Here is an 18,178-nt window from a genome sequence, read left to right on the forward strand (position 1 = left end):
GGTTTGCGCCATTTGTGCGGTGTATTCGTGTTCCCTGAGGGGAGGGGGAATGCGCCAGGTCTCTGCAAGGATCGCAGCCGGAATGTCTCTAGCCGCAAAGAGCGGCTGGGAGGCGGCGACGCGGCGCGGCCCGGTGCTCTGGCTCACCCTGTGCGGCGTGTTGCTGGTCGCGGGCATCTTCGCTGTGACCGCCATGGCCATCGGCGATTTTCGCGAGCGCACGCTGACCAACCGCGAGCGCGAGCTGGCAAACACCGTGCAGCTGATCGCGCGGCATTTCGATCAGCAGTTTGAGGATTCCGACGTCGTGGCCGCCGACCTGATCGGGCAGATGAACCTGCCGGAGATCACCTCGCCCGCGATGTTCCGCGAACGAATGTCCGGCCCTGCCGCCAACCAGATGCTGCGCGGCAAGATCAGCGCGGTCTCCTATCTCGGCGACATCGTGATCTACGACGCCGACGGCGACATCATCAACTGGTCGCGCGCCCAGCCGCTGCCCGCGATCAACGTCTCGTCGCGCACCTATTTCCAGACCTTCAAGTCAAATCCGGCATCGGAGCCGGTGCTGCTGGAATCCGTGCGAAGCTTCATCATCGGAAAATGGACGACCATCGTCGCGCGCCGGCTCAACATGCCGGACGGCACCTTCCTCGGCGTCCTGGTCCGCCGGATCGATCCCGAGAGCTATCAACGCTATTTCGCATCGGTCGCATTGGCGGAAGGCGCCGCCATCTCGCTGTTCGATCGTGAAGGCAAGATGCTGGCGCGTTACCCGCATGTTGAAGAGCTGATCGGCAGGAATTTCAAGGACGCGCCGCTGATGCGCAAGATGCTGACCGAAGGCGGCCGGCATACGCTGCGCGTCAAGGGTCCGATCGACGGCGAGGACCGCCTCGGCTCGGCGGCGTCGCTGTCGCATTTCCCGCTGGTCATCGTCGCGACCAACACCGCGAGCGCCGCGCTTGCCGACTGGCGCCACCAGACCGGCTTCATGATCACCACGGCGACGGGTTTGGCCGCGGTGATCGCGCTGATCCTCTTCCTGATCATTCGCCAGATCCGCCGGCAGAACCGGGAGGCCCATGAGCGGATCGAGGCGGAGCGGCAGCGCCTGGACACCGCCCTGAACAACATGTCGCAGGGTTTGATCCTGTACGACGCCGCCGGCTATATCGTCACCTGCAACCGCCGCTACGCCGACATGTTCGGCCTGTCTACGGACGTCATCAAGCCGGGCTGCCACATTCACGAGGCCATGTATCACCGCAAGGAGCGCGGCGCATTCCGCGGTGACGTCGAGGCGTTCTGCGCCGAAGTGATGCGGGTGGTCGCCGAAGGCAAGGTTTCGACCAGGATCCACGAGCTGCCCAACGGCCGCGCCTTCCAGGTCATCAACACGCCGCTGGCGCAGGGCGGCTGGGTCGCCACGATCGAGGACATCACCGAGCGCCGCAATCTCGAGCAGGAGCGCGACCGCAACTACACGTTCCTGCGCGAGATCATCGATCACATCCCCTCCCAGATCACGGTGAAGGACGCCCGGACGCGGCAATACCTGCTGCTCAATTGCGTCGCCGAACAGCTGTTCGGCCAGTCTCGTCAGGACGTCGTGGGCAAGACCGCTTTCGACATCTTCCCGAAGGCGCCCGCCGACCGCATCACCGAAGACGACAGCAATGCGCTGAAATCGGCCGAGGGATTGTTCAAGGACGAACACGCCTGGCAGATGCCGGGCACGGGGCTGCGCTACATCACATCGACCCGGATCGGCATTCGCGATGAAGCCGGCGAGCCACGCTATCTCATCCATGTCATCGATGACGTCACCGAGCGGCGACGCGCCGACGAGAAGATCGCGCATATGGCGCATTACGATGCGCTGACCGACCTGCCGAACCGCACGCTGTTCCGCGAACAGATCGAAGCCGAGCTTGCCAAGGTCGTCGGCGGCGGTCAGTTCGCGCTGCTCTACATTGACGTCGACGAATTCAAGGGCATCAACGATTCGCTCGGCCATCACGTCGGCGACGATCTGCTGAAGGCGATCGCGACCCGGCTGCGCGGCTGCCTCAAGAAGAGCGACCTGATCGCGCGGCTCGGCGGCGACGAGTTCGCGGTGATCCAGACCGGAATCCAGTCCTCTGCGGACGTGCTGTCGTTCGTGACGCGGATCTACGAGGCGATCCGGCAGCCCTATCACTGCCTCGGCCACCAGCTCTCCACCGATGCCAGCATCGGCATCGCGCTGGCACCGCAGGACGGCACGGAGCTCGACCAGCTCATCAAGAACGCCGACCTCGCGATGTACGGCGCCAAGGGTTCAGGCCGCCGCACCCATCGCTTCTTCGAGCCGGCGATGGACGCGAGCGCCAAGGCGCGCCTGACCATGGAGCAGGACCTGCGCCAGGCCCTGGTGAATGGCGGCTTCGAGATTCACTATCAGCCGCTGGTCGATCTGCGCACCAACGAAGTCTCGGGCTGCGAGGCGCTGCTGCGCTGGCGTCATCCCGAACGCGACTGGGTCTCGCCGGCCGAGTTCATTCCGATCGCCGAGGACACCGGCCTGATCAACGAGCTCGGCGACTGGGTGCTGCGCATGGCCTGCAACGAGGCCGCGACCTGGCCAGCGCATGTGCGGATCGCGGTCAACGTCTCGCCGGTGCAGCTCAAATGCGACACGCTGGCGCTGCGGATCGCCGGCGCCCTCGCCGCGTCCGGGCTCGACCCGCGCCGGCTCGAGCTCGAGATCACCGAGGCCGTCCTGATCCGCGACGACGAGGCCGCGCTCTCGATCCTGCATCAGCTCCGCTCGATCGGCGTGCGCATCGCGCTCGACGATTTCGGCACCGGCTATTCCTCGCTGAGTTATCTGAAGCGCTTCCCGTTCGACAAGATCAAGATCGACCGCTGCTTCGTCGCCGACATCGCGGATGAAAGCGGCGCGCCCGTGATCGTGCAGGCCGTGGTGAACATCGCTGCCGCCAGCAACATGACCACGGTGGCCGAAGGCGTCGAGACCGAGGCGCAGCGCGAGATGCTGCGTTCGCTCGGTTGCACCGAGATGCAGGGCTATCTGTTCAGCAAGCCGAAGCCGGCGGCCGAGGTGCGCAAGCTGTTCAGCCCGGGCGATGCCCGGCCCATCGCGGCGGTGGCCTGAGATGGCGAAGCCGGGCAAGACCGCGGGCAGGACTCCAGCCAGGCCCGTCGACGTCGCCGATTCCTACGCCGTGCGGCTGATGCAGCATCTCGTGGTGCCGACCTTCGTGATCGACCCCAGGCGCCGCGTCGTGATCTGGAACAGGGCCTGCGAGCGGCTGACCGGCGTCGCTGCCTCCGAGGTGATCGGCACCACGAAACACTGGCAGGCCTTCTACGAGACCAAGCGCCCGTGCCTTGCCGACCTCGTGGCGCTCGACCGCCCCGAGCAGCTGCCGGAGTTCTATTCGGAATATGCCGCGCGCGGCCATAACGGCCTCGGCTTCAGCGCCGAGAACTGGTGTGTGATGCCGAAGCTCGGCAGCCAGCTCTATCTCGCCATCGACGCCGGCCCGATCCACGACGAGGCCGGCCATCTGATCGCGGTGGTGGAGACGCTGCGCGACCTCACCGACCAGAAGCGCGCCGAGAGCGCGCTGAAGGAGCTCGCCACCAAGGACGGCCTGACCGGCCTGTCGAACCGCCGCGCCTTCGACCAGATGCTGCAGGCGGAATGGGCCCGCGCTCAGCGCACGCAGAAGCCGATGGCGCTGCTGTTCGTCGACGTCGATCATTTCAAGCAGTTCAACGACCGCCACGGCCACCAGAGCGGCGACGAATGCCTGCGCGCGGTCGCCGCCGTCGTCAGCCGCCATGCCGTGCGCCCGCTCGACCTCGCCAGCCGCTATGGCGGCGAGGAATTCGCGCTGATCCTGCCGGACATGGATTGCGATGCCGCCTGCGCGATCGCCGACGAGATCCGCCGCGCCGTGATGGCCCTGGCGATCACCCATGGCGCCGACGGCGCCGGCGACCACGTCACCCTCAGCGTCGGTGTCGCCAGCCGGATTCCCGGCGAAGCCGACGCCGGCCCCGACCGGCTGCTGGGCTCGGCCGACGAGGCGCTCTATGCGGCCAAACGGCTCGGCCGCAACCGCGTCATCTGCGCCGAGCGGCTGCTCGCCGAGTTTGCAGGCCTCGGCCGGGACAGCGAGCCGGTTCCTGGCCGGCTGGGGCGCAAATCAGCCTGATCGATGCGGTGGGAAGCGGTTGCCCGCCCCCCGCCAATCGGCTAAATGAGGCTCGACTAGCACCCGTAGCTCAGCTGGATAGAGCGTTGCCCTCCGAAGGCAAAGGTCACACGTTCGAATCGTGTCGGGTGCGCCACCTCATGGCGCGGTCTTCCCAATCAAACGCCCGTCCGTCGCCCGACCGCTAACTGTCGATGCTTCACGCGCTCGGATTCCTGGCGTCTGCTCTCCCTGGAGGAAGCGCCTACGTCAGCATCGCAATGATCTGCTGGATCTGGTCGGAGGCGGACGTCACCAGTCCGTCATACGATGTCTGGCCGTGTGCGGCAGCCCTCAGGATGCACTCGGCCACGGCGGCTTTCAGACCGAACACCGATTGATCGGCTGGCACGCTCGCCATCACGGTCTCGAGGGCCTGTCGCATGGTCTGAACGAACTCGGAGCTGTATTGCATCGGCTGTCCTCCGCGCTCCGATATAGGAACGCGTGCCCAGGCTCGCCACTCACAAGCCTGAGATTGATGGTCACGGCGAAGTCACAGGTGAAGCATCCATCACCTCGCGCTTCTGACCGCACAATTGTATCATCTTCCCATGAGCGAATCCGGCACGGCGACTGGCGAGGGCTCGCCCGTCCGCAAGATCATCCATATCGACATGGATGCCTTCTATGCGTCCGTGGAACAGCGCGACAATCCGGAGCTGCGCGGCAAGCCGGTTGCCGTGGGCGGCTCCGCCGAACGCGGCGTCGTTGCGGCCGCGAGCTACGAGGCCCGCGCGTTCGGCGTTCGCTCTGCGATGCCGTCGGTGACCGCGAAGCGACAATGTCCCGATCTCATCTTCGTCAAGCCGCGCTTCGAGGTCTACAAGGCCATCAGCAGGCAGATCCGCGACATCTTCGCCGAGCACACACCGGTCATCGAACCGTTGTCGCTCGACGAGGCCTATCTCGACGTGACGGAGAATTTGCAGGGCATCCCGCTGGCACGGGACGTCGCGCTGCGGATCCGCGAGACAATCAAAGCCGAGACGGGCCTCAATGCTTCGGCGGGCATCTCCTACAACAAGTTTCTCGCAAAACTTGCCTCCGATCATCGCAAGCCGAACGGTCAGTTCGTGATCTCGCCGGAGATGGGCCCCGCCTTCGTCGAGACGCTGCCCGTTGGCAAATTCCACGGGATCGGCCCGGCGACGAGCGCCAAGATGAATGCGCTCGGCCTGTTCACCGGCCTCGACATCCGCAACCAGTCGCTGGAATTCATGAATGCGAATTTCGGCAAGTCAGGTGCTTATTACTACTGGATCTCGCGCGGAGTCGACGAACGCCCGGTCCGGGCCAACCGGGTCCGCAAGTCCATCGGCGCGGAGACCACGTTCCAGGCCGACCTCGACGCATTCGACGCGCTGGTCATCGAACTCAGGCCGCTCGTCGACAAGGTCTGGCGCCATTGCGAGGCGACCGGCAACCGCGGCCGAACCGTCACCCTGAAGATCAAATTCGCCGACTTCGAGATCATCACGCGCAGCAGATCACTTCCGGCGCCGGTATCAGGCCGCGACGAACTGGAGCGGCTGGCCTGCGGCCTGCTCGAGGTCGAGATGCCGCTGCCCAAGCGCGTCAGGCTCTTGGGCGTATCGCTGTCTGCTCTTCAGATCGGGGATGAGGCGGAGCCACAGCTGACTTTCGGCATTTGAACCGGACCGGCAATGACAGCGGCGGGATTTTCAAACCCGCCACCGATCACGCGGTCGACCCGCTCGAACCCGTCAATGCCGCACATGCTCGAACACCACGATCACGCCCGTCGGCTCGGGCTCATGCGCCATCAGGCGCGTCAGCTCCGCATCGCTCCAGTCGGCGAGGCTGACGACCTCGCCGGTCTGGCGCTCCGCACCCAATGACGGCGTCGGTTCAAGCACCTTGAGACCCGTCTCGTCGACGAAGAAGGTGTGCTCGCCGAACATGCTGTTGAGCTGCGGCATGGCGGGATGCTCGTCGGGCAGCACCTGGGCGCCGAGCTGGTTGACGGTCTGCTTCACCTGTTCGGTCGTGAGCTTCATGCACTGGTCCGTTCTGTTGTCGGGTTTCATTTGAGCTGGACGAGATGCGGGCGTTCCCTGCGCCCCTTTTCGCCCGCCTCAACTTCCCGAACGGGTGCTGCACACAAACGTTCCCGAGAAATGCTTTTCGTGATCGCGAGTTTCGTCCGCCGCGCTCGCGGCACGACCTCGCCACACGATGTCCACGATCCCGTGGTGGGCGGCGCTAATCGACAGCTTCGACGATCCGGATGTCGCGATCCGCACCGTCGCCGAGCAGATCGTGCGCGGCCTTGTAGGCCGGGCTTTCATACGCCGCCCTGGCGCTCGCGACGCTGTCGAACTCGATGAGAACGACGCGTTCCATCTGGCCGTGCTCGAAGGCTGCGGCCGGCATCCCGCGTGCGAGCACGCGGCCGCCGGCGGCCTCGATCGCAGGGCGCGACAGCTTGGCGTAGGCCGCCATGGCGTCGGGGTTCTTGATCGCGCGGTAGGTAGCAACCCAATAGGCCTTTGCCATTTCGTCTCTCCTTGTTTCTCGTGACCGGCTACTCGCCGCGGTTCTCGCCAACCGAGAGCGCGCAGATGCGTGACAGATATGTGTAAGGCAGGCCGGTCTCCTCGGCCCAGGCATTGAATTGCGCCTGCACTTTTGCGAGATCGCCCTTGGACTTGACCTCTTCGGCGATATCGAGGCCGGCCTCGCGCAAGGACGCGACGACGTCCTTCGAGGTGACAAAGCCGTCCCAGCCGACGAAACGCAGCAGCATCTGCCCGGTATTGCCCCCCAACCGGCTGCCGCGCTTGGCGAGGAGATCGAGCAGGCCGATCTCGTTGGCCGGCGGCCATTTCGCCAGAAACTTGCCGAAGCTGCCGTGCTCCCTCGCGATCTCCTGCACGAAGGCGGCGTTGTCGCGCACCGACATGATCTTGGCGCCGTTGCGCACGATGCGCGTATCGCGCAGCAGGCCCTCCCAATAGTCCTCAGGCTGGAAGCTGAGCTTGGCCGGCTGGAAGTGCAGGAAAGCCTCTTCAAAGCCGTCCCATTTCGAATCGATCACGCTCCAGGCAAAACCGGCGCAGAACACCCGCCTGGTCATCTCGGCAAGGATACGGTCGTCGCCGAGCTTCGCCAGACGCTTGAGGTCGGGCTTCTCGGGCATCAGCTTCTCGAGCGCCTTGGGCCCACCCTTGCGTTTCTCGGCGCGGGCGCGAATGGTCTTGAACGAGGTCATGCGGACGCCCGCGTTGGGAATGCCGGCAAGACACCAGAAATCGACGGCCCGGTCCAGCCCTGCGACGCACCAGCACTTGCGCCCGCGCCGCCGCCGCAGCATGCTTGCCACATTGGACGCTCCGAGCAGACGGCCATGCTGGTCTGCTTCTTGCTTCATGCCGTTTTGGAATTCCCAGACATTTTCGATCTCTTGCGGACGGATTTTCAATGCGTTGCCTGGTCGTGGCCGACCTGCACTACTCGCTGCCGCAGCTCGACTGGCTCGTGAGCGCGGCGCCGCAATTCGACCTCCTGATCTTCGCCGGCGATGCGCTCGACATCGGCTCGATGGTGGATTTTCGCGCGCAGATCGTGGTGGTGAAGAAGTACCTCGCGCTGCTTGCCGAAAGAACGCGCGTTATCCTCTGCTCCGGCAATCACGACCTCGACGAACGCAATACCGAGGGCGAGAAGATCTCGCGCTGGATTTCGGAGGTGCGCGAGCTGGGGATTGCGTGTGACGGCGACAGCATCACCATCGGCGACACCCTGTTCACGGTGTGCCCGTGGTGGGACGGGCCACTGGTCAAGCAGCGCATCGTCGAGCAGCTGCGCGATGCCGCAGTCGATCGGCCGCAGCGCTGGATCTGGGCGCACCATGCGCCGCCGGCGAATTCACCGACGAGCTGGGGCGGCAAGCGCTTCTTCGGCGATGTCGAGCTGGTGCAATGGATCATGCAGTATCAGCCGTCGATGGTGATCTCGGGCCACGTCCATCAATCACCCTTCATCACGGACGGATCGTGGTTCGACCGGCTGGGCCAGACCTGGGTGTTCAATGCCGGCCTGCAGCCGGGCCGGCCGCCGACGCATATCGTGCTGGATCTCGATGCGAACAAGGCGTTCTGGCTGGCAGCAGGCGAAGCGCAATGGATCGACCTCGACGCGCCGCTGAAGCGACCCGGCAAGTACATCGAGGAGCCGCCGGACTGGCTTACATCCTTGGGTCGGATTGCCGATCCGAGCCTGGCGAGACCTCAAGCGGCGGCAGGTTGATCATGCTCTGCAGCACTTCGCCGACCATGGCCAGATGCGTGCCATGGCCGGCATATTGCCGCTTGAGGTCGGCAAGATAAGTGTTGGCGACGTTCAGCCGCTGCGCCAGCATTTGCGCAATCAGCAGCGCCACCCCCGGCTCCTGCTTGAGGAACGAGGCGGCGTCCTCGAACTCGTAGACGACCGCATCCGAACACGCCCGCACGGTTGCAGTGTGCGGCTGGCCGAGCAGCACCGACATCTCGCCGAGCACCGCGCCGGGCTCGGTGACGGTGGCGACGATCATCTCGCCCTTGAGCACTTCGAGCTTGCCCTGCATCAACACGTAGAGATGACCGGTGGTGCTGCCCTCGGTGACGACGACGGTGCCGGCCGTAACCTGCCGCTCCGTCCCGCCGGTGCAATAGTTCAACACTGCGCGCATCGCCGAAGGCTCCCGTGACGGGAGATAATAGAGCACGATCCGTGCCACCCGGCAAATCAGCGAGATGACGACTGGCGCGACAGGCTCTTCGCGAAATGGACCGACTGCCAGTCGCCGAGCCCGGTATCCGCAAACCCCGCTTTCTTCGCAAGACCGCGCATCTCCGCATTCACCCGGGCCGTCTCGGCGGCAATCATCCCGTGACCGAGATCGCTTGCGCGCATCTCCATCGCCATCATCATCTGCAAGCCGAGGCCCCTGCGCTGAAAGACATCGGCGACGGAGATGGCGAATTCGCCTTGCCGTGCGGCCGCGTCGTAGACGTAGAGCGTCTCACCTATGATCGTGCCATGCCCGCCCTGCCTGAGCTCGGCCAGCAAGGTGAAATGATCGGGATGGCCGGCCCTGGCGACGCATTCTGCCGCAACCATTGCGACGTCCGTCCGCGCGCCCATGAAGCGCTTGTTGCGCGTCGTCGTGGAAAGGCCCGTGAAATAGATCGAGAGGCTCTCGACGTCGGAGGCATCGGCGGCCCTGATGCAGACCGCGCCCTTGGCCAGGTCCAGCTCGGCAACGGCATCCAAAAATAGCTGTGACATGCGCGACGCCCTCGGCAGGTTGCGTTGAACGCACACCTAGCCGAGGCCGCGCGGGGGCCGCTTGGACATTGCCGCCAATCACGCGGCTGAAAACGAACAGCCGATCGCTCCGTGCCGTGCGTCACACACGGGAGAGTGAGGGCACCTCGTCCGGCATGATCGCCTGAAGGCCGCCGAAGCGGCGCTCGCGGCCGTGGAAGGAGGCCAAGGCGGCGGCAAGATCGGCCGCGTCGAATTCGGGCCACATCCGCTCGGTGAAATGCAACTCGGCATAAGCGCCTTCCCAGAGCAGGAAGTCCGACAGCCGCTTCTCGCCCGAGGTGCGGATGATGAGATCGACGTCGCGAAGGCCGGCCTCGCCGGTGACAAGTTGCGAGAAAGCTTCTCGCGTGAGGCTCGTCAGTGCTGCCGCCTTTGCAGCCGCGTTGAGGATGGCGTCACGCGCGGAATAGTCGACGGCAATACGCAGATGAAGCGTGCTGCCGCCGGCTGTGGCATCTTCGGCGCGCGCGATCGCATTGGCGATGCCGTCGGGCAGGCGGTCGCGGCGGCCGATCACGGTGAGGCGCACGCCGTTCTTGACCAGACTCTGCACCTCGTTGGCGAGATAGAAGCGCAGAAGCGTCATCAGCGCGGCGACCTCGGCTTTCGGCCGGCGCCAATTGTCGGTGGAGAAGGCATAAAGCGTCAGCGTGCCGATGCCCTGCCTGGGCGCGGCCTCGACGATGCGCCTGATCGCCTCGACGCCGGCCTCGTGGCCGCGCAGGCGGGACAGGCCGCGCCGCGTCGCCCAGCGTCCGTTGCCGTCCATGATGATGCCGACGTGAAGCTTGTCGTCGCGAGGCGCAAGGTCGCTTTGCATTGCAAAGTCTCCGGTCAAAAAGGGGGATCAGGTCGAGACGATGCCGAGACGGCCGAGCGGCGGCGCCTCACGGCCGGCCGCCTTGGCGGCGTCGCGCACCAGGCGCTCGAGCACGGTGAGATAGTCGAGGAAACGGCGGCGGCCGGCCTTGGTCAGGCGGCAGGTGGTATGCGGGCGATTGCCCTCATAGCCCTTGGTCACCTCGACGAGCCCGGCTTCCTGGAGCACGGCCAGATGCCGGCTGAGATTGCCGTCGGTGAGGCCGCAGAGCTGCTTGAGATCGGCGAACGCCAGACCCTTGGGATGCGCCATCAGCGAGGTCAGAAGCCCGAGCCTCGCCTTCTCGTGGATCACGCGGTCGAGCCCTTCATAGGAGAACGGCGCGCTGTCAGTCTTCGGCATCATGGTCTCCGGACGCGAAATACAGAATGCCCGCCATGACCGACTGCCCGATCACGAAGGGCAGTCCCATGGTCCAGGGCGAGAGCGTGTGGGTCCGGCTCGCGAGCAGAACGACCGCGAAGCCGGACAGGAAATACCAAGCTCCCGCGAGCGCGACGCTGCGCGGCAGCGAGCGGACGGAGGCGAAGATGCCGAGCGACACCAGGATCTGCCACAGGCCGGGCAAGAGCCACAGCGTCTCGCTGGCGAACTTCCACATCACCACCGCGAGCAGCACGCCGGCGACGCCGGCGGGAAGGAATTGCTCGACCGCCTGGTGGATCATGGCGTCGGCGAGACCGGAATGATGGCGGCGCGACCGCGCACGCATCTCGATGCCGATCATCAGGCCGGAGAGCGCGGCCGCCATGAACCAGCCCAGGAAGAAGGCGAGCGGCTCGCCGGTAGGGTCACCGAGCAGCCAGAATTGCAAGATCGCGGTGAAAAGCGCGACGGCGCCGGTCGCGGCCATCGTGGCCGGGCCATAGCCGCGGAACGCCGTACCCGCCGCGATCTGGCTGCGGATCTCCACGATATCAGCCAGTGCCTTGTCGAGATCGCGCATCGGCAACGCCAAAGCCTCGCTCCGCCCTTGAAGTGCGGGGTCAAGCCCCGTTACTTTGTATTGCAAAGTATATAGCAATGCAAAGTAAAGGCAAGCAGTCATCGCGAGGTGCCCCGATCGGATGAACAACTGACGGTTGCGTCTCCCGTCCCCGCGCGGATAAGATAGCGCAAAAGCGTTTCGGGGGAAGTATGTGGCTTAGATCTTTTGTCGTGGCGTCTGTCTTGCATGTGATGCTCGCCGGGTTTGCAAATGCGGCGGGGCCTTTCGGTACCATCCGCGTCGGCAACTGGAACGGGGGCGCCTATTCCAATGATTCGACCGGCGGATTTTCTCACTGCGCCGCCAGCACGCCTTACGCCAACGGCGTCACCTTGCTTGTTGGCCAGGATGCAAACAATTCGTGGCTGCTCGGCTTTGCAAATCCCGCATTTCGTTTCAAGAAGGGCGAGAACCTAACGATCGACGTGACCTTCGACGGCCAGGCCGAGGTAAGACTCTTCGCGACTGCATTTTCCGATGTCATGGTTTCGGCGGTTCTGCCCACCAACGTCGCTCGCGCACTCCAGAAGGCGAGCCTGATGGTTGCGGTGGCGAGAGGCACGCCCTTTCAATTCAGCCTGACATCAACTGCCCCTTTGGTAGCCGCGATTACCAATTGTGTGACCAGAGTCAAAGCCGACGGCCTGGACAAGGCCGGCGATTTCACAAAGGTTGCCGCCAAGCCGCAGGAGACGCCGGACAAGCCGCCGTCACCAACGGCCGGCAAGCCCGCCCGGGCCAGAACCGGCACCGGCTTCGTGGTCAGCGCCAACGGGCACGTCGTCACCAACAATCATGTGATCGACGGCTGTGTCGGCGACATCAAGGGTAACCTCACCGGCGAAGCGGCCATGGTGTTGCGCGTCGTGTCGAGCGACGCGAACAACGACCTCGCTCTGTTGCAGGCGCCATCGACGGCGACATTCAAGGACTTTGCGCGGATTCGCGACCGCTCGCTCCGCTCCGGCGATTCCGTCATCGCGATCGGCTTTCCCTTCCATGGCTGGCTCACGTCGGACTTCACCGTGACGACCGGTATCGCGAGCTCGCTCAGCGGCATGCGCAACGACACGCGTTTCCTGCAAATCAGCGCGCCGGTGCAGCCCGGCAATAGCGGCGGCCCGCTGTTCGACACCACCGGGCAGATCGTGGGCGTGGTCACCGCTAAGATCCCCGCACTGCGCATCGCCGCAGCGACCGGCACCATTCCGGAGAACATCAACTTCGCCATCAAGACCGGCATGCTGCGCGACTTCCTCGACAATTCCGTGGTGCCCTACCAGACCGCGGAACCGAAGGGCGAGCTCAAGACCACCGACATCGCCGGCAACGCGCGGCCGTATACGATGCTGATCTCGTGCAACGGCACGGAGCAAGCCGACGCGAAGCGGTGAGGCATCGGAAGCAAAGCAAGCAGCCGCACTAACACCGTCGTCATTCGCCGCGAAGGCGGGGAATCCTTACGCCGCGGCACCTCGGTCAATCACTGCTGTCGGCGTACTGGATCGCCCGGTCGAGCCGGGCGATGACAGCTGTATGCCGCAACTAGTACGGAGCGACCGGCCGCGTGCGGCGCTGCGTGCGCGGTTGCGGCCTCGGCGCCTGCCCGTAGGCAAATAGCGGATTGGGTCCGCAGAACAGCAGCCGCCCGGACACGCTGGCCTGGCATTGTTCATAGGTGCTGTAGGCGCATTCGCCGGGATAATCATATTCACCGCCCTGGGCGCACCAGGGATAGTCGCGCGCCGCGGCGGGCGTGGCGGTGACGAAACCGGCAAGGACCGTTGCGCCAAGGGTCAGCAGCGCCAAATGCGTCTTGCGCATGATCCCAACTCCTCTGTTCACGGCGTCAGATACGGCGCCATCTATCATCAGGTTTCGCGGTGCCATTTTATTCCGGATCGACGCCGCCGACCACTCAAGAAAAAAGCCCTGCCGGACGGCAGGGCTCCATTCCTCACGATCACAAGACCGCTACTCGACCTTCAGGCCGGCGAACTCGACGACCTTCTTCCATTTCGCGGTTTCGGCCTCGACCTCCTTGCCGAACGCCTCCGGCGTCAGCACCAGCGGATCGCCGCCGAGCTCGACCAGGCGCTTGGTCATGTCGGGCTCCTTCATCAGCGTGTTGATCTCGCTGTTGAGCTTGGCGATCATGTCCTTGGGCATGTTCTTCGGCCCACCGATACCGAACAGTGCGCTCGCCTCGTAATCCTTCACGGTCTCGCCGATCGCGGGCACGTCGGGCAGCTGCGGCGAGCGCTGTGCCGTGGTGACGCCGAGCGCGCGAAGCGCGCCCGAGCGGATGTGCTGGATGATCGAGGGCATGTTGTCGAAGATCACCTGCACCTGACCACCCAGCATGTCGGTGATCGCGAGCGCCGCGCCGCGATAGGGCACGTGCTGCATCTTGCAGCCGGTCATCGCCATGAACATCTCCCCGGACAGATGCACCGAGGTGCCGTTGCCGGACGAGGCCATGTTCACCTTGCCCGGATTGGCCTTCACGTACTCGATGAACTCGGCGACGGTCTTGGCCGGAACGTCCTTGTTGACGGTCATCACGTTCGGCACGCGCTGGAAGCCGGCGATCGGCGCAATGTCGCGGACGAAGTTGAACTTGAGGTTCGCGTAGAGCGTGGCGTTGATGTAGTTGGCGGGATTGACCAGCAGGACGGTGTAGCCATCAGGCTCGGCGTTCACGACGGATTCGGTGCCGATATTGTTGCCGGCGCCCGGCTTGTTCTCGACAATGAATTGCTGACCGAGTCGCTCCGACAGCCGCTGGCCGATCAGGCGCGCGAGAATGTCGGTGGCACCGCCCGGCGGGTAGCCGACCACGAACTTCACCGGCCGGGACGGATAGTCGGCGGCAAAGGCTTTCGACAGCGGACTGGCTGCAAGAGGCGTGGCGGCAAGCAGGCCCAGTGCGGAACGGCGAGTGATCATATGGAGGGTTCTCCCAACGTGTTGTTCTTGAAGGCCGGATAACTTGAAAGTGTCGTCGGCGCGGTTGTAACAAAGCTTGCCGCAGGCGGAAAGTGCGCGAGGCGCATCACGACGAAAGGATAAGGCATGCCGGTCAAGGTCGAAGCCCTCGATCATCTCGTGATCAACGTCGCTGACGTCGCGGTGACCGCCGAGTGGTATCGGCGAGATTCTCGGCATGGAAGTCAAGGTGTTCGACCCCGGCGGCGGCAAAGCGCCGCGGACTTCTCTCCAATTCGGTAACCAGAAGATCAACGTCCGGCCGCGCGATGCCGACAAGGTGGAGTGGTTCACCGCTGATCACCAGACCGCCGGCAGCGAGGATCTGTGCTTCCTCACCTCCGCCACACCCGACGAGGTGGTGGCGCATTTGCAGGCACATGGCGTCGCGATCGAGGAAGGCCCGGTTCCCAAGCAGGGCGCGCGCGGCACGCTGCGCTCGGTTTATTGCCGGGATCCGGATGGGAGCTTGATCGAGATTTCGTCGTACGAGGATTGAGGCCGGCTATCACGGCACGCTCTGTCGTCATGCCCGGGCTCGTCCCGGCCATGACGGAGCAGAGAGAGTACGTGCTAAGCGGCATACCTCCTCCCCCCCGATTTGCGCCCCGCGTCATCCGGTGGCAGGAAGACGCAATAATCAAAAGGCAGCCGCCGACAAGATGCAGGCTGCACGGGAGGAAACATGCCACGTCAACAGAGTTCAGCCGGAATCGTGGGCCCGTTCGATGGGCTCGACGTGCCCTGGCTGCTGAAGATGCGTGCCGAGGTGCGCAGCTCGCATCCGTTCCTGATCTGGGCGCCGTTCGACGCGCCGGCGCGGCGCTGGAGCTATGGCGAGTTTCACGAGCGGGTCGGCGCGCTCGCGGCAGGGCTCGCCAAGCGCGGCGTGAAGCCCGGCGAGTATGTGCTGATCCATCTCGACAATTGCATCGAGGCGCTGCTGGCCTGGTTTGCCTGCGTCGAGTGCGGGGCCATCGCGGTCACCACCAACACCCGCTCGGCGCCGGTCGAGATCGAATATTTCGCCGATCATTGCGGCGCTGTCGCGGCGATCACGCAGCCGGCCCATGCGGAGATCGTCGCGCAGAACTGCCGCAGCATTCGCTGGATGGCGGTGACGTCGCACGATGCCGGCGCTGCGCCTGCACAATCCGTCCCACGCGGCGACAGCTTTGAATCGCTGTTCGCCGACAGCGCGGACCGGCCGCAGCGGGCGACCGATCCGCTCGCGCCATGCAGCGTGCAATACACGTCAGGCACGACGTCGCGGCCGAAGGCGGTGCTCTGGACCCATGCCAACGCGCTGTGGGGCGCCAAGATCAACGCCGCGCATGAGGATTTGCACGCGAGCGACGTGCACCAGACCTATCTGCCGCTGTTCCACACCAATGCGCTGGCCTATTCCATGCTGGCGACGCTGTGGGTCGGCGCCACCTGCGTGATCCAGCCGCGCTTCTCGGCGAGCCGGTTTTGGGGTGTCGCGCGCGAGCACGGCTCGACCTGGACGTCGACCATTCCGTTCTGCATGAAGGCGCTGCTCGAGCAGGAGATTCCGAGGGATCACAAATTCCGCCTGTGGGGCACCGCCATCAACGAGCCACCGGCCTTTGCTGCCTTCGGCGTCAAGATGATCGGCTGGTGGGGCATGACCGAGACCATCACCCACGGCATCGTCGGCGAGGTCGACCAGCCCAACATCCCGATGTCGATCGGCCGCGCCGCACCGGAATATCAGATCCGCATCACCGACGACGACGGGCGGCCGACCGAGGTCGGCGGCACCGGCAATCTCTCGATCAAGGGCATCCCCGGCCTGTCGCTGTTCGCCGAATATCTGCACAACGAGAAGGCGACGCGCGAGAGTTTCGACGAGCACGGATTCTTCCTCACCGGCGACCGCGTCGAGCGTCTGACGAATGGCTTCATCAGGTTCGGCGACCGCGCCAAGGACATGCTGAAGGTCGGCGGCGAGAACGTCGCGGCCTCCGAGATCGAGCAGGTGATCGCTGTTGTGCCCGGCGTGCGCGAGGCCGCGGTGGTGGCGAAGAAGCATCCGATGCTGGACGAAGTGCCGGTCGTCTTCATCATCCCGCACGGCGGGGTCGCGGGCGCTGCGCCCGACCTTCATGACAGCGTGATGGCCGCCTGCCGCAAGGGCCTTGCCGACTTCAAGGTGCCGCGCGAGGTGAGATTCGTCGACGACATGCCGCGTTCGACGCTGGAGAAGGTGGCGAAGGCGGAGCTACGGAAGATGGTGGGGTGATCAGAACGACCCCAGCGCCACGGGCCTGAATGCCTGCAACAGCTGCTGGTCCAGCTTGCCGCCCATGCCTTCCATCATCGTGAAGGCGCGGGAGTGGGTGAAGGGCATGCGGTAGGCGCGCTTCTCCACCAAAGCGGCGTAGATGTCGACGATCGTCGTCACCCGCACGATGTCGCTGATCTGGTTCGACGACAGATTGTTCGGATAGCCCGAGCCGTCGAGGAATTCGTGATGATGCAGGATGACATCCAGCATCTCCGGCGGGAAGCCGCCTTGCTCGGCGAGCGCGTCGTAGCCGCGGCGCGGATGCTGGCGGACCTCGTCCATCTCCGCGTCGGTGAGCTTGCCGGGCTTGTCGAGCAGCGCCGCGGGAATGAACGCCTTGCCGACGTCGTGCAGCAGGGCGGCGCGGGTCAGCCGGCGCTGGTCGTCCTCGCGCATGCCGAGATGCTGCGCGAAGGCGACCGCGAAGCCGGTGACGAACAGGCAATGCCGATAGCTGCCGACATGATGGCAGCCGACGGTGGTGAGCCATTCGCGCAGCGAGGAGTGCTTGATCGCCTTCAGGATCTTGTTCTCGGCGGCGATGACGTCGTCGAAGCTCAGCGGCACGCCGAGCGGCAGCTTCTCGAACATCTTCGCCAGCACCGCGTGTGCCGCTTCGACGCCGCGGTTGAGTGTCTTGCCGCGATCGGTGGCGTCGTAGGTGGCGGTGTCGGGGAACGCGGCGCGGATGCGCTGCAGGATCGCATCGGGCTGCAGCGGCCGCGAGATCGTGTCGGTGGCCCCTAACGCCCAGGCCTGCATGGTGCCGTGATGCAGGGCATCGGCAAGCACGAACAGGCGCGGCATCGAATGATAGGCATCGCCGCGCAGCTTGTTGCGCACCCGTTGCACGCTGTCGGGCGAGCGCAGGTTGATATCGACGACGAGACCGGACAGATCGCGCGAGGGCCGCTCGGGAATCTGCTCCGTGGTCACCGTCGAGACCTCACCGACCGCCTTCAGGATGCTGGCAAGCTCGCTGCTCGCATCGCTCCGGTCGGAGGCGAGCAGAAGCCGGCGTTTGGCGGCGGATTTGGCTGGCGCGTTCATGGTTTCCCCAAAAGCACGGGAGTGTATTTGGCATCAGCCTATGCCTGATCAGGTTCTCCGGGCCTTAAGAGGCGTGCTCAAAGGAGCCTTGCGGAATTGGACGCAATTTTACCGATCAGCTCCCGCCCGTCCGGTCAGAACGGCAAAAACAACCCCATGCACAGTAGACCGGCCATTGATGACAAAGGAGAATTTTCGGCGCTCCCGCCTCGCCCCCCCGCGTCGTCGCCCGGCCTGACCGGGTGATCCAGTACTCCGGGACGGCGGAGGGATACGGAGAAGCTGCGGCGTACTTGATGCCCCGCCTGCGCGGGGCATGACACCGAGATTGTGGAAGCCGCCCCAAACAAATCCGC

At 64.8% G+C, this 18,178-nt stretch carries 18 protein-coding genes, 1 tRNA gene and 1 pseudogene; 8 read left to right on the forward strand and 12 right to left on the reverse strand.

Going from position 1 to position 18,178, the window contains the following annotated elements; genetic code table 11:
• The first annotated feature begins 82 nt into the window (after positions 1–82).
• From FNV92_RS34430 to FNV92_RS34440, 3 genes are all read left to right on the forward strand, one after another.
• Positions 83–3,160, forward strand: coding sequence for a bifunctional diguanylate cyclase/phosphodiesterase (locus FNV92_RS34430; RefSeq protein WP_416377742.1), 3,078 nt, complete (start codon positions 83–85; stop codon positions 3,158–3,160).
• Position 3,161: 1 nt separating this feature from the next.
• Entirely contained in the window at positions 3,162–4,229 is a 1,068-nt protein-coding gene (locus tag FNV92_RS34435) for a sensor domain-containing diguanylate cyclase (protein ID WP_143842739.1), read from the forward strand.
• A 59-nt stretch (positions 4,230–4,288) separates the two neighbouring features.
• Positions 4,289–4,365, forward strand: a tRNA-Arg gene (locus tag FNV92_RS34440).
• 108 nt (positions 4,366–4,473) lie between these two features.
• Here the strand turns inward: FNV92_RS34440 and FNV92_RS34445 are convergent.
• Positions 4,474–4,683: a hypothetical protein gene (locus FNV92_RS34445; RefSeq protein WP_143842738.1), complete on the reverse strand. Its 210-nt coding sequence runs from the start codon at positions 4,681–4,683 to the stop codon at positions 4,474–4,476.
• A 139-nt stretch (positions 4,684–4,822) separates the two neighbouring features.
• On the opposite strand from FNV92_RS34445, the gene dinB reads away from it, so the two are divergent.
• The gene (gene dinB, locus FNV92_RS34450; protein ID WP_143842737.1) at positions 4,823–5,923 is read left to right on the forward strand and encodes a DNA polymerase IV; all 1,101 of its coding nucleotides are present in this window, start codon (positions 4,823–4,825) and stop codon (positions 5,921–5,923) included.
• Positions 5,924–5,995: 72 nt separating this feature from the next.
• On the opposite strand, the gene FNV92_RS34455 is transcribed toward dinB, so the two are convergent.
• From FNV92_RS34455 to FNV92_RS34465, 3 genes are all read right to left on the reverse strand, one after another.
• On the reverse strand, positions 5,996–6,289 hold the full coding sequence (locus tag FNV92_RS34455) for a hypothetical protein (RefSeq protein WP_143842736.1): 294 nt from the start codon (positions 6,287–6,289) through the stop codon (positions 5,996–5,998).
• 205 nt (positions 6,290–6,494) lie between these two features.
• A complete protein-coding gene (locus FNV92_RS34460; protein ID WP_015689358.1) occupies positions 6,495–6,788 on the reverse strand; it encodes a DUF1330 domain-containing protein in 294 nt (97 codons plus the stop codon).
• 28 nt (positions 6,789–6,816) lie between these two features.
• Positions 6,817–7,503 carry a DNA-3-methyladenine glycosylase I gene (locus FNV92_RS34465; protein ID WP_168213778.1) on the reverse strand — a complete coding sequence of 229 codons (687 nt, stop codon included), beginning with the start codon at positions 7,501–7,503 and terminating at the stop codon, positions 6,817–6,819.
• A 209-nt stretch (positions 7,504–7,712) separates the two neighbouring features.
• Between FNV92_RS34465 and FNV92_RS34470 the strand changes: the two genes are divergently transcribed.
• A complete protein-coding gene (locus tag FNV92_RS34470) occupies positions 7,713–8,540 on the forward strand; it encodes a metallophosphoesterase family protein (RefSeq protein ID WP_143842735.1) in 828 nt (275 codons plus the stop codon).
• Here the strand turns inward: FNV92_RS34470 and FNV92_RS34475 are convergent.
• The 5 genes from FNV92_RS34475 to FNV92_RS34495 form a co-directional block, all read right to left on the reverse strand.
• Positions 8,479–8,964, reverse strand: a complete 486-nt coding sequence (locus FNV92_RS34475) for a Crp/Fnr family transcriptional regulator (RefSeq protein WP_041749129.1) — start codon at positions 8,962–8,964, stop codon at positions 8,479–8,481. The two genes, FNV92_RS34470 and FNV92_RS34475, sit on opposite strands and share 62 nt — an antisense overlap.
• Positions 8,965–9,020: 56 nt before the next feature.
• Positions 9,021–9,563 carry a GNAT family N-acetyltransferase gene (locus tag FNV92_RS34480; RefSeq protein WP_168213412.1) on the reverse strand — a complete coding sequence of 181 codons (543 nt, stop codon included), beginning with the start codon at positions 9,561–9,563 and terminating at the stop codon, positions 9,021–9,023.
• A 121-nt stretch (positions 9,564–9,684) separates the two neighbouring features.
• Positions 9,685–10,425, reverse strand: a complete 741-nt coding sequence (locus FNV92_RS34485) for a di-trans,poly-cis-decaprenylcistransferase (protein WP_143842733.1) — start codon at positions 10,423–10,425, stop codon at positions 9,685–9,687.
• Positions 10,426–10,452: 27 nt separating this feature from the next.
• Positions 10,453–10,827, reverse strand: coding sequence for a transcriptional regulator (locus FNV92_RS34490; RefSeq protein ID WP_162006374.1), 375 nt, complete (start codon positions 10,825–10,827; stop codon positions 10,453–10,455).
• Positions 10,814–11,431: a hypothetical protein gene (locus tag FNV92_RS34495; RefSeq protein WP_143842731.1), complete on the reverse strand. Its 618-nt coding sequence runs from the start codon at positions 11,429–11,431 to the stop codon at positions 10,814–10,816. The genes FNV92_RS34490 and FNV92_RS34495 overlap by 14 nt, the downstream gene beginning before the upstream one ends.
• A gap of 191 nt (positions 11,432–11,622) precedes the next feature.
• On the opposite strand from FNV92_RS34495, the gene FNV92_RS34500 reads away from it, so the two are divergent.
• Positions 11,623–12,867, forward strand: a complete 1,245-nt coding sequence (locus FNV92_RS34500) for a S1C family serine protease (RefSeq protein WP_143842730.1) — start codon at positions 11,623–11,625, stop codon at positions 12,865–12,867.
• Positions 12,868–13,018: 151 nt separating this feature from the next.
• On the opposite strand, the gene FNV92_RS34505 is transcribed toward FNV92_RS34500, so the two are convergent.
• Together FNV92_RS34505 and FNV92_RS34510 are read right to left on the reverse strand one after the other, a co-directional pair.
• A complete protein-coding gene (locus FNV92_RS34505) occupies positions 13,019–13,297 on the reverse strand; it encodes a DUF3551 domain-containing protein (protein ID WP_015689367.1) in 279 nt (92 codons plus the stop codon).
• Between the two features lie 150 nt (positions 13,298–13,447).
• Positions 13,448–14,422, reverse strand: coding sequence for a Bug family tripartite tricarboxylate transporter substrate binding protein (locus tag FNV92_RS34510; protein WP_143842729.1), 975 nt, complete (start codon positions 14,420–14,422; stop codon positions 13,448–13,450).
• Positions 14,423–14,548: 126 nt separating this feature from the next.
• On the opposite strand from FNV92_RS34510, the pseudogene FNV92_RS34515 reads away from it, so the two are divergent.
• Positions 14,549–14,960: pseudogene (locus tag FNV92_RS34515) on the forward strand (VOC family protein).
• 186 nt (positions 14,961–15,146) lie between these two features.
• Entirely contained in the window at positions 15,147–16,727 is a 1,581-nt protein-coding gene (locus FNV92_RS34520; RefSeq protein WP_143842728.1) for an ATP-dependent acyl-CoA ligase, read from the forward strand.
• Here the strand turns inward: FNV92_RS34520 and FNV92_RS34525 are convergent, their stop codons facing one another.
• Positions 16,728–17,822 (reverse strand): HD-GYP domain-containing protein, encoded by a 1,095-nt coding sequence (locus tag FNV92_RS34525; RefSeq protein ID WP_143842727.1) that lies wholly within the window; start codon positions 17,820–17,822, stop codon positions 16,728–16,730.
• Positions 17,823–18,178: the final 356 nt, after the last annotated feature.

The organism is Bradyrhizobium cosmicum (assembly GCF_007290395.2).
Lineage (GTDB): Bacteria > Pseudomonadota > Alphaproteobacteria > Rhizobiales > Xanthobacteraceae > Bradyrhizobium > Bradyrhizobium cosmicum.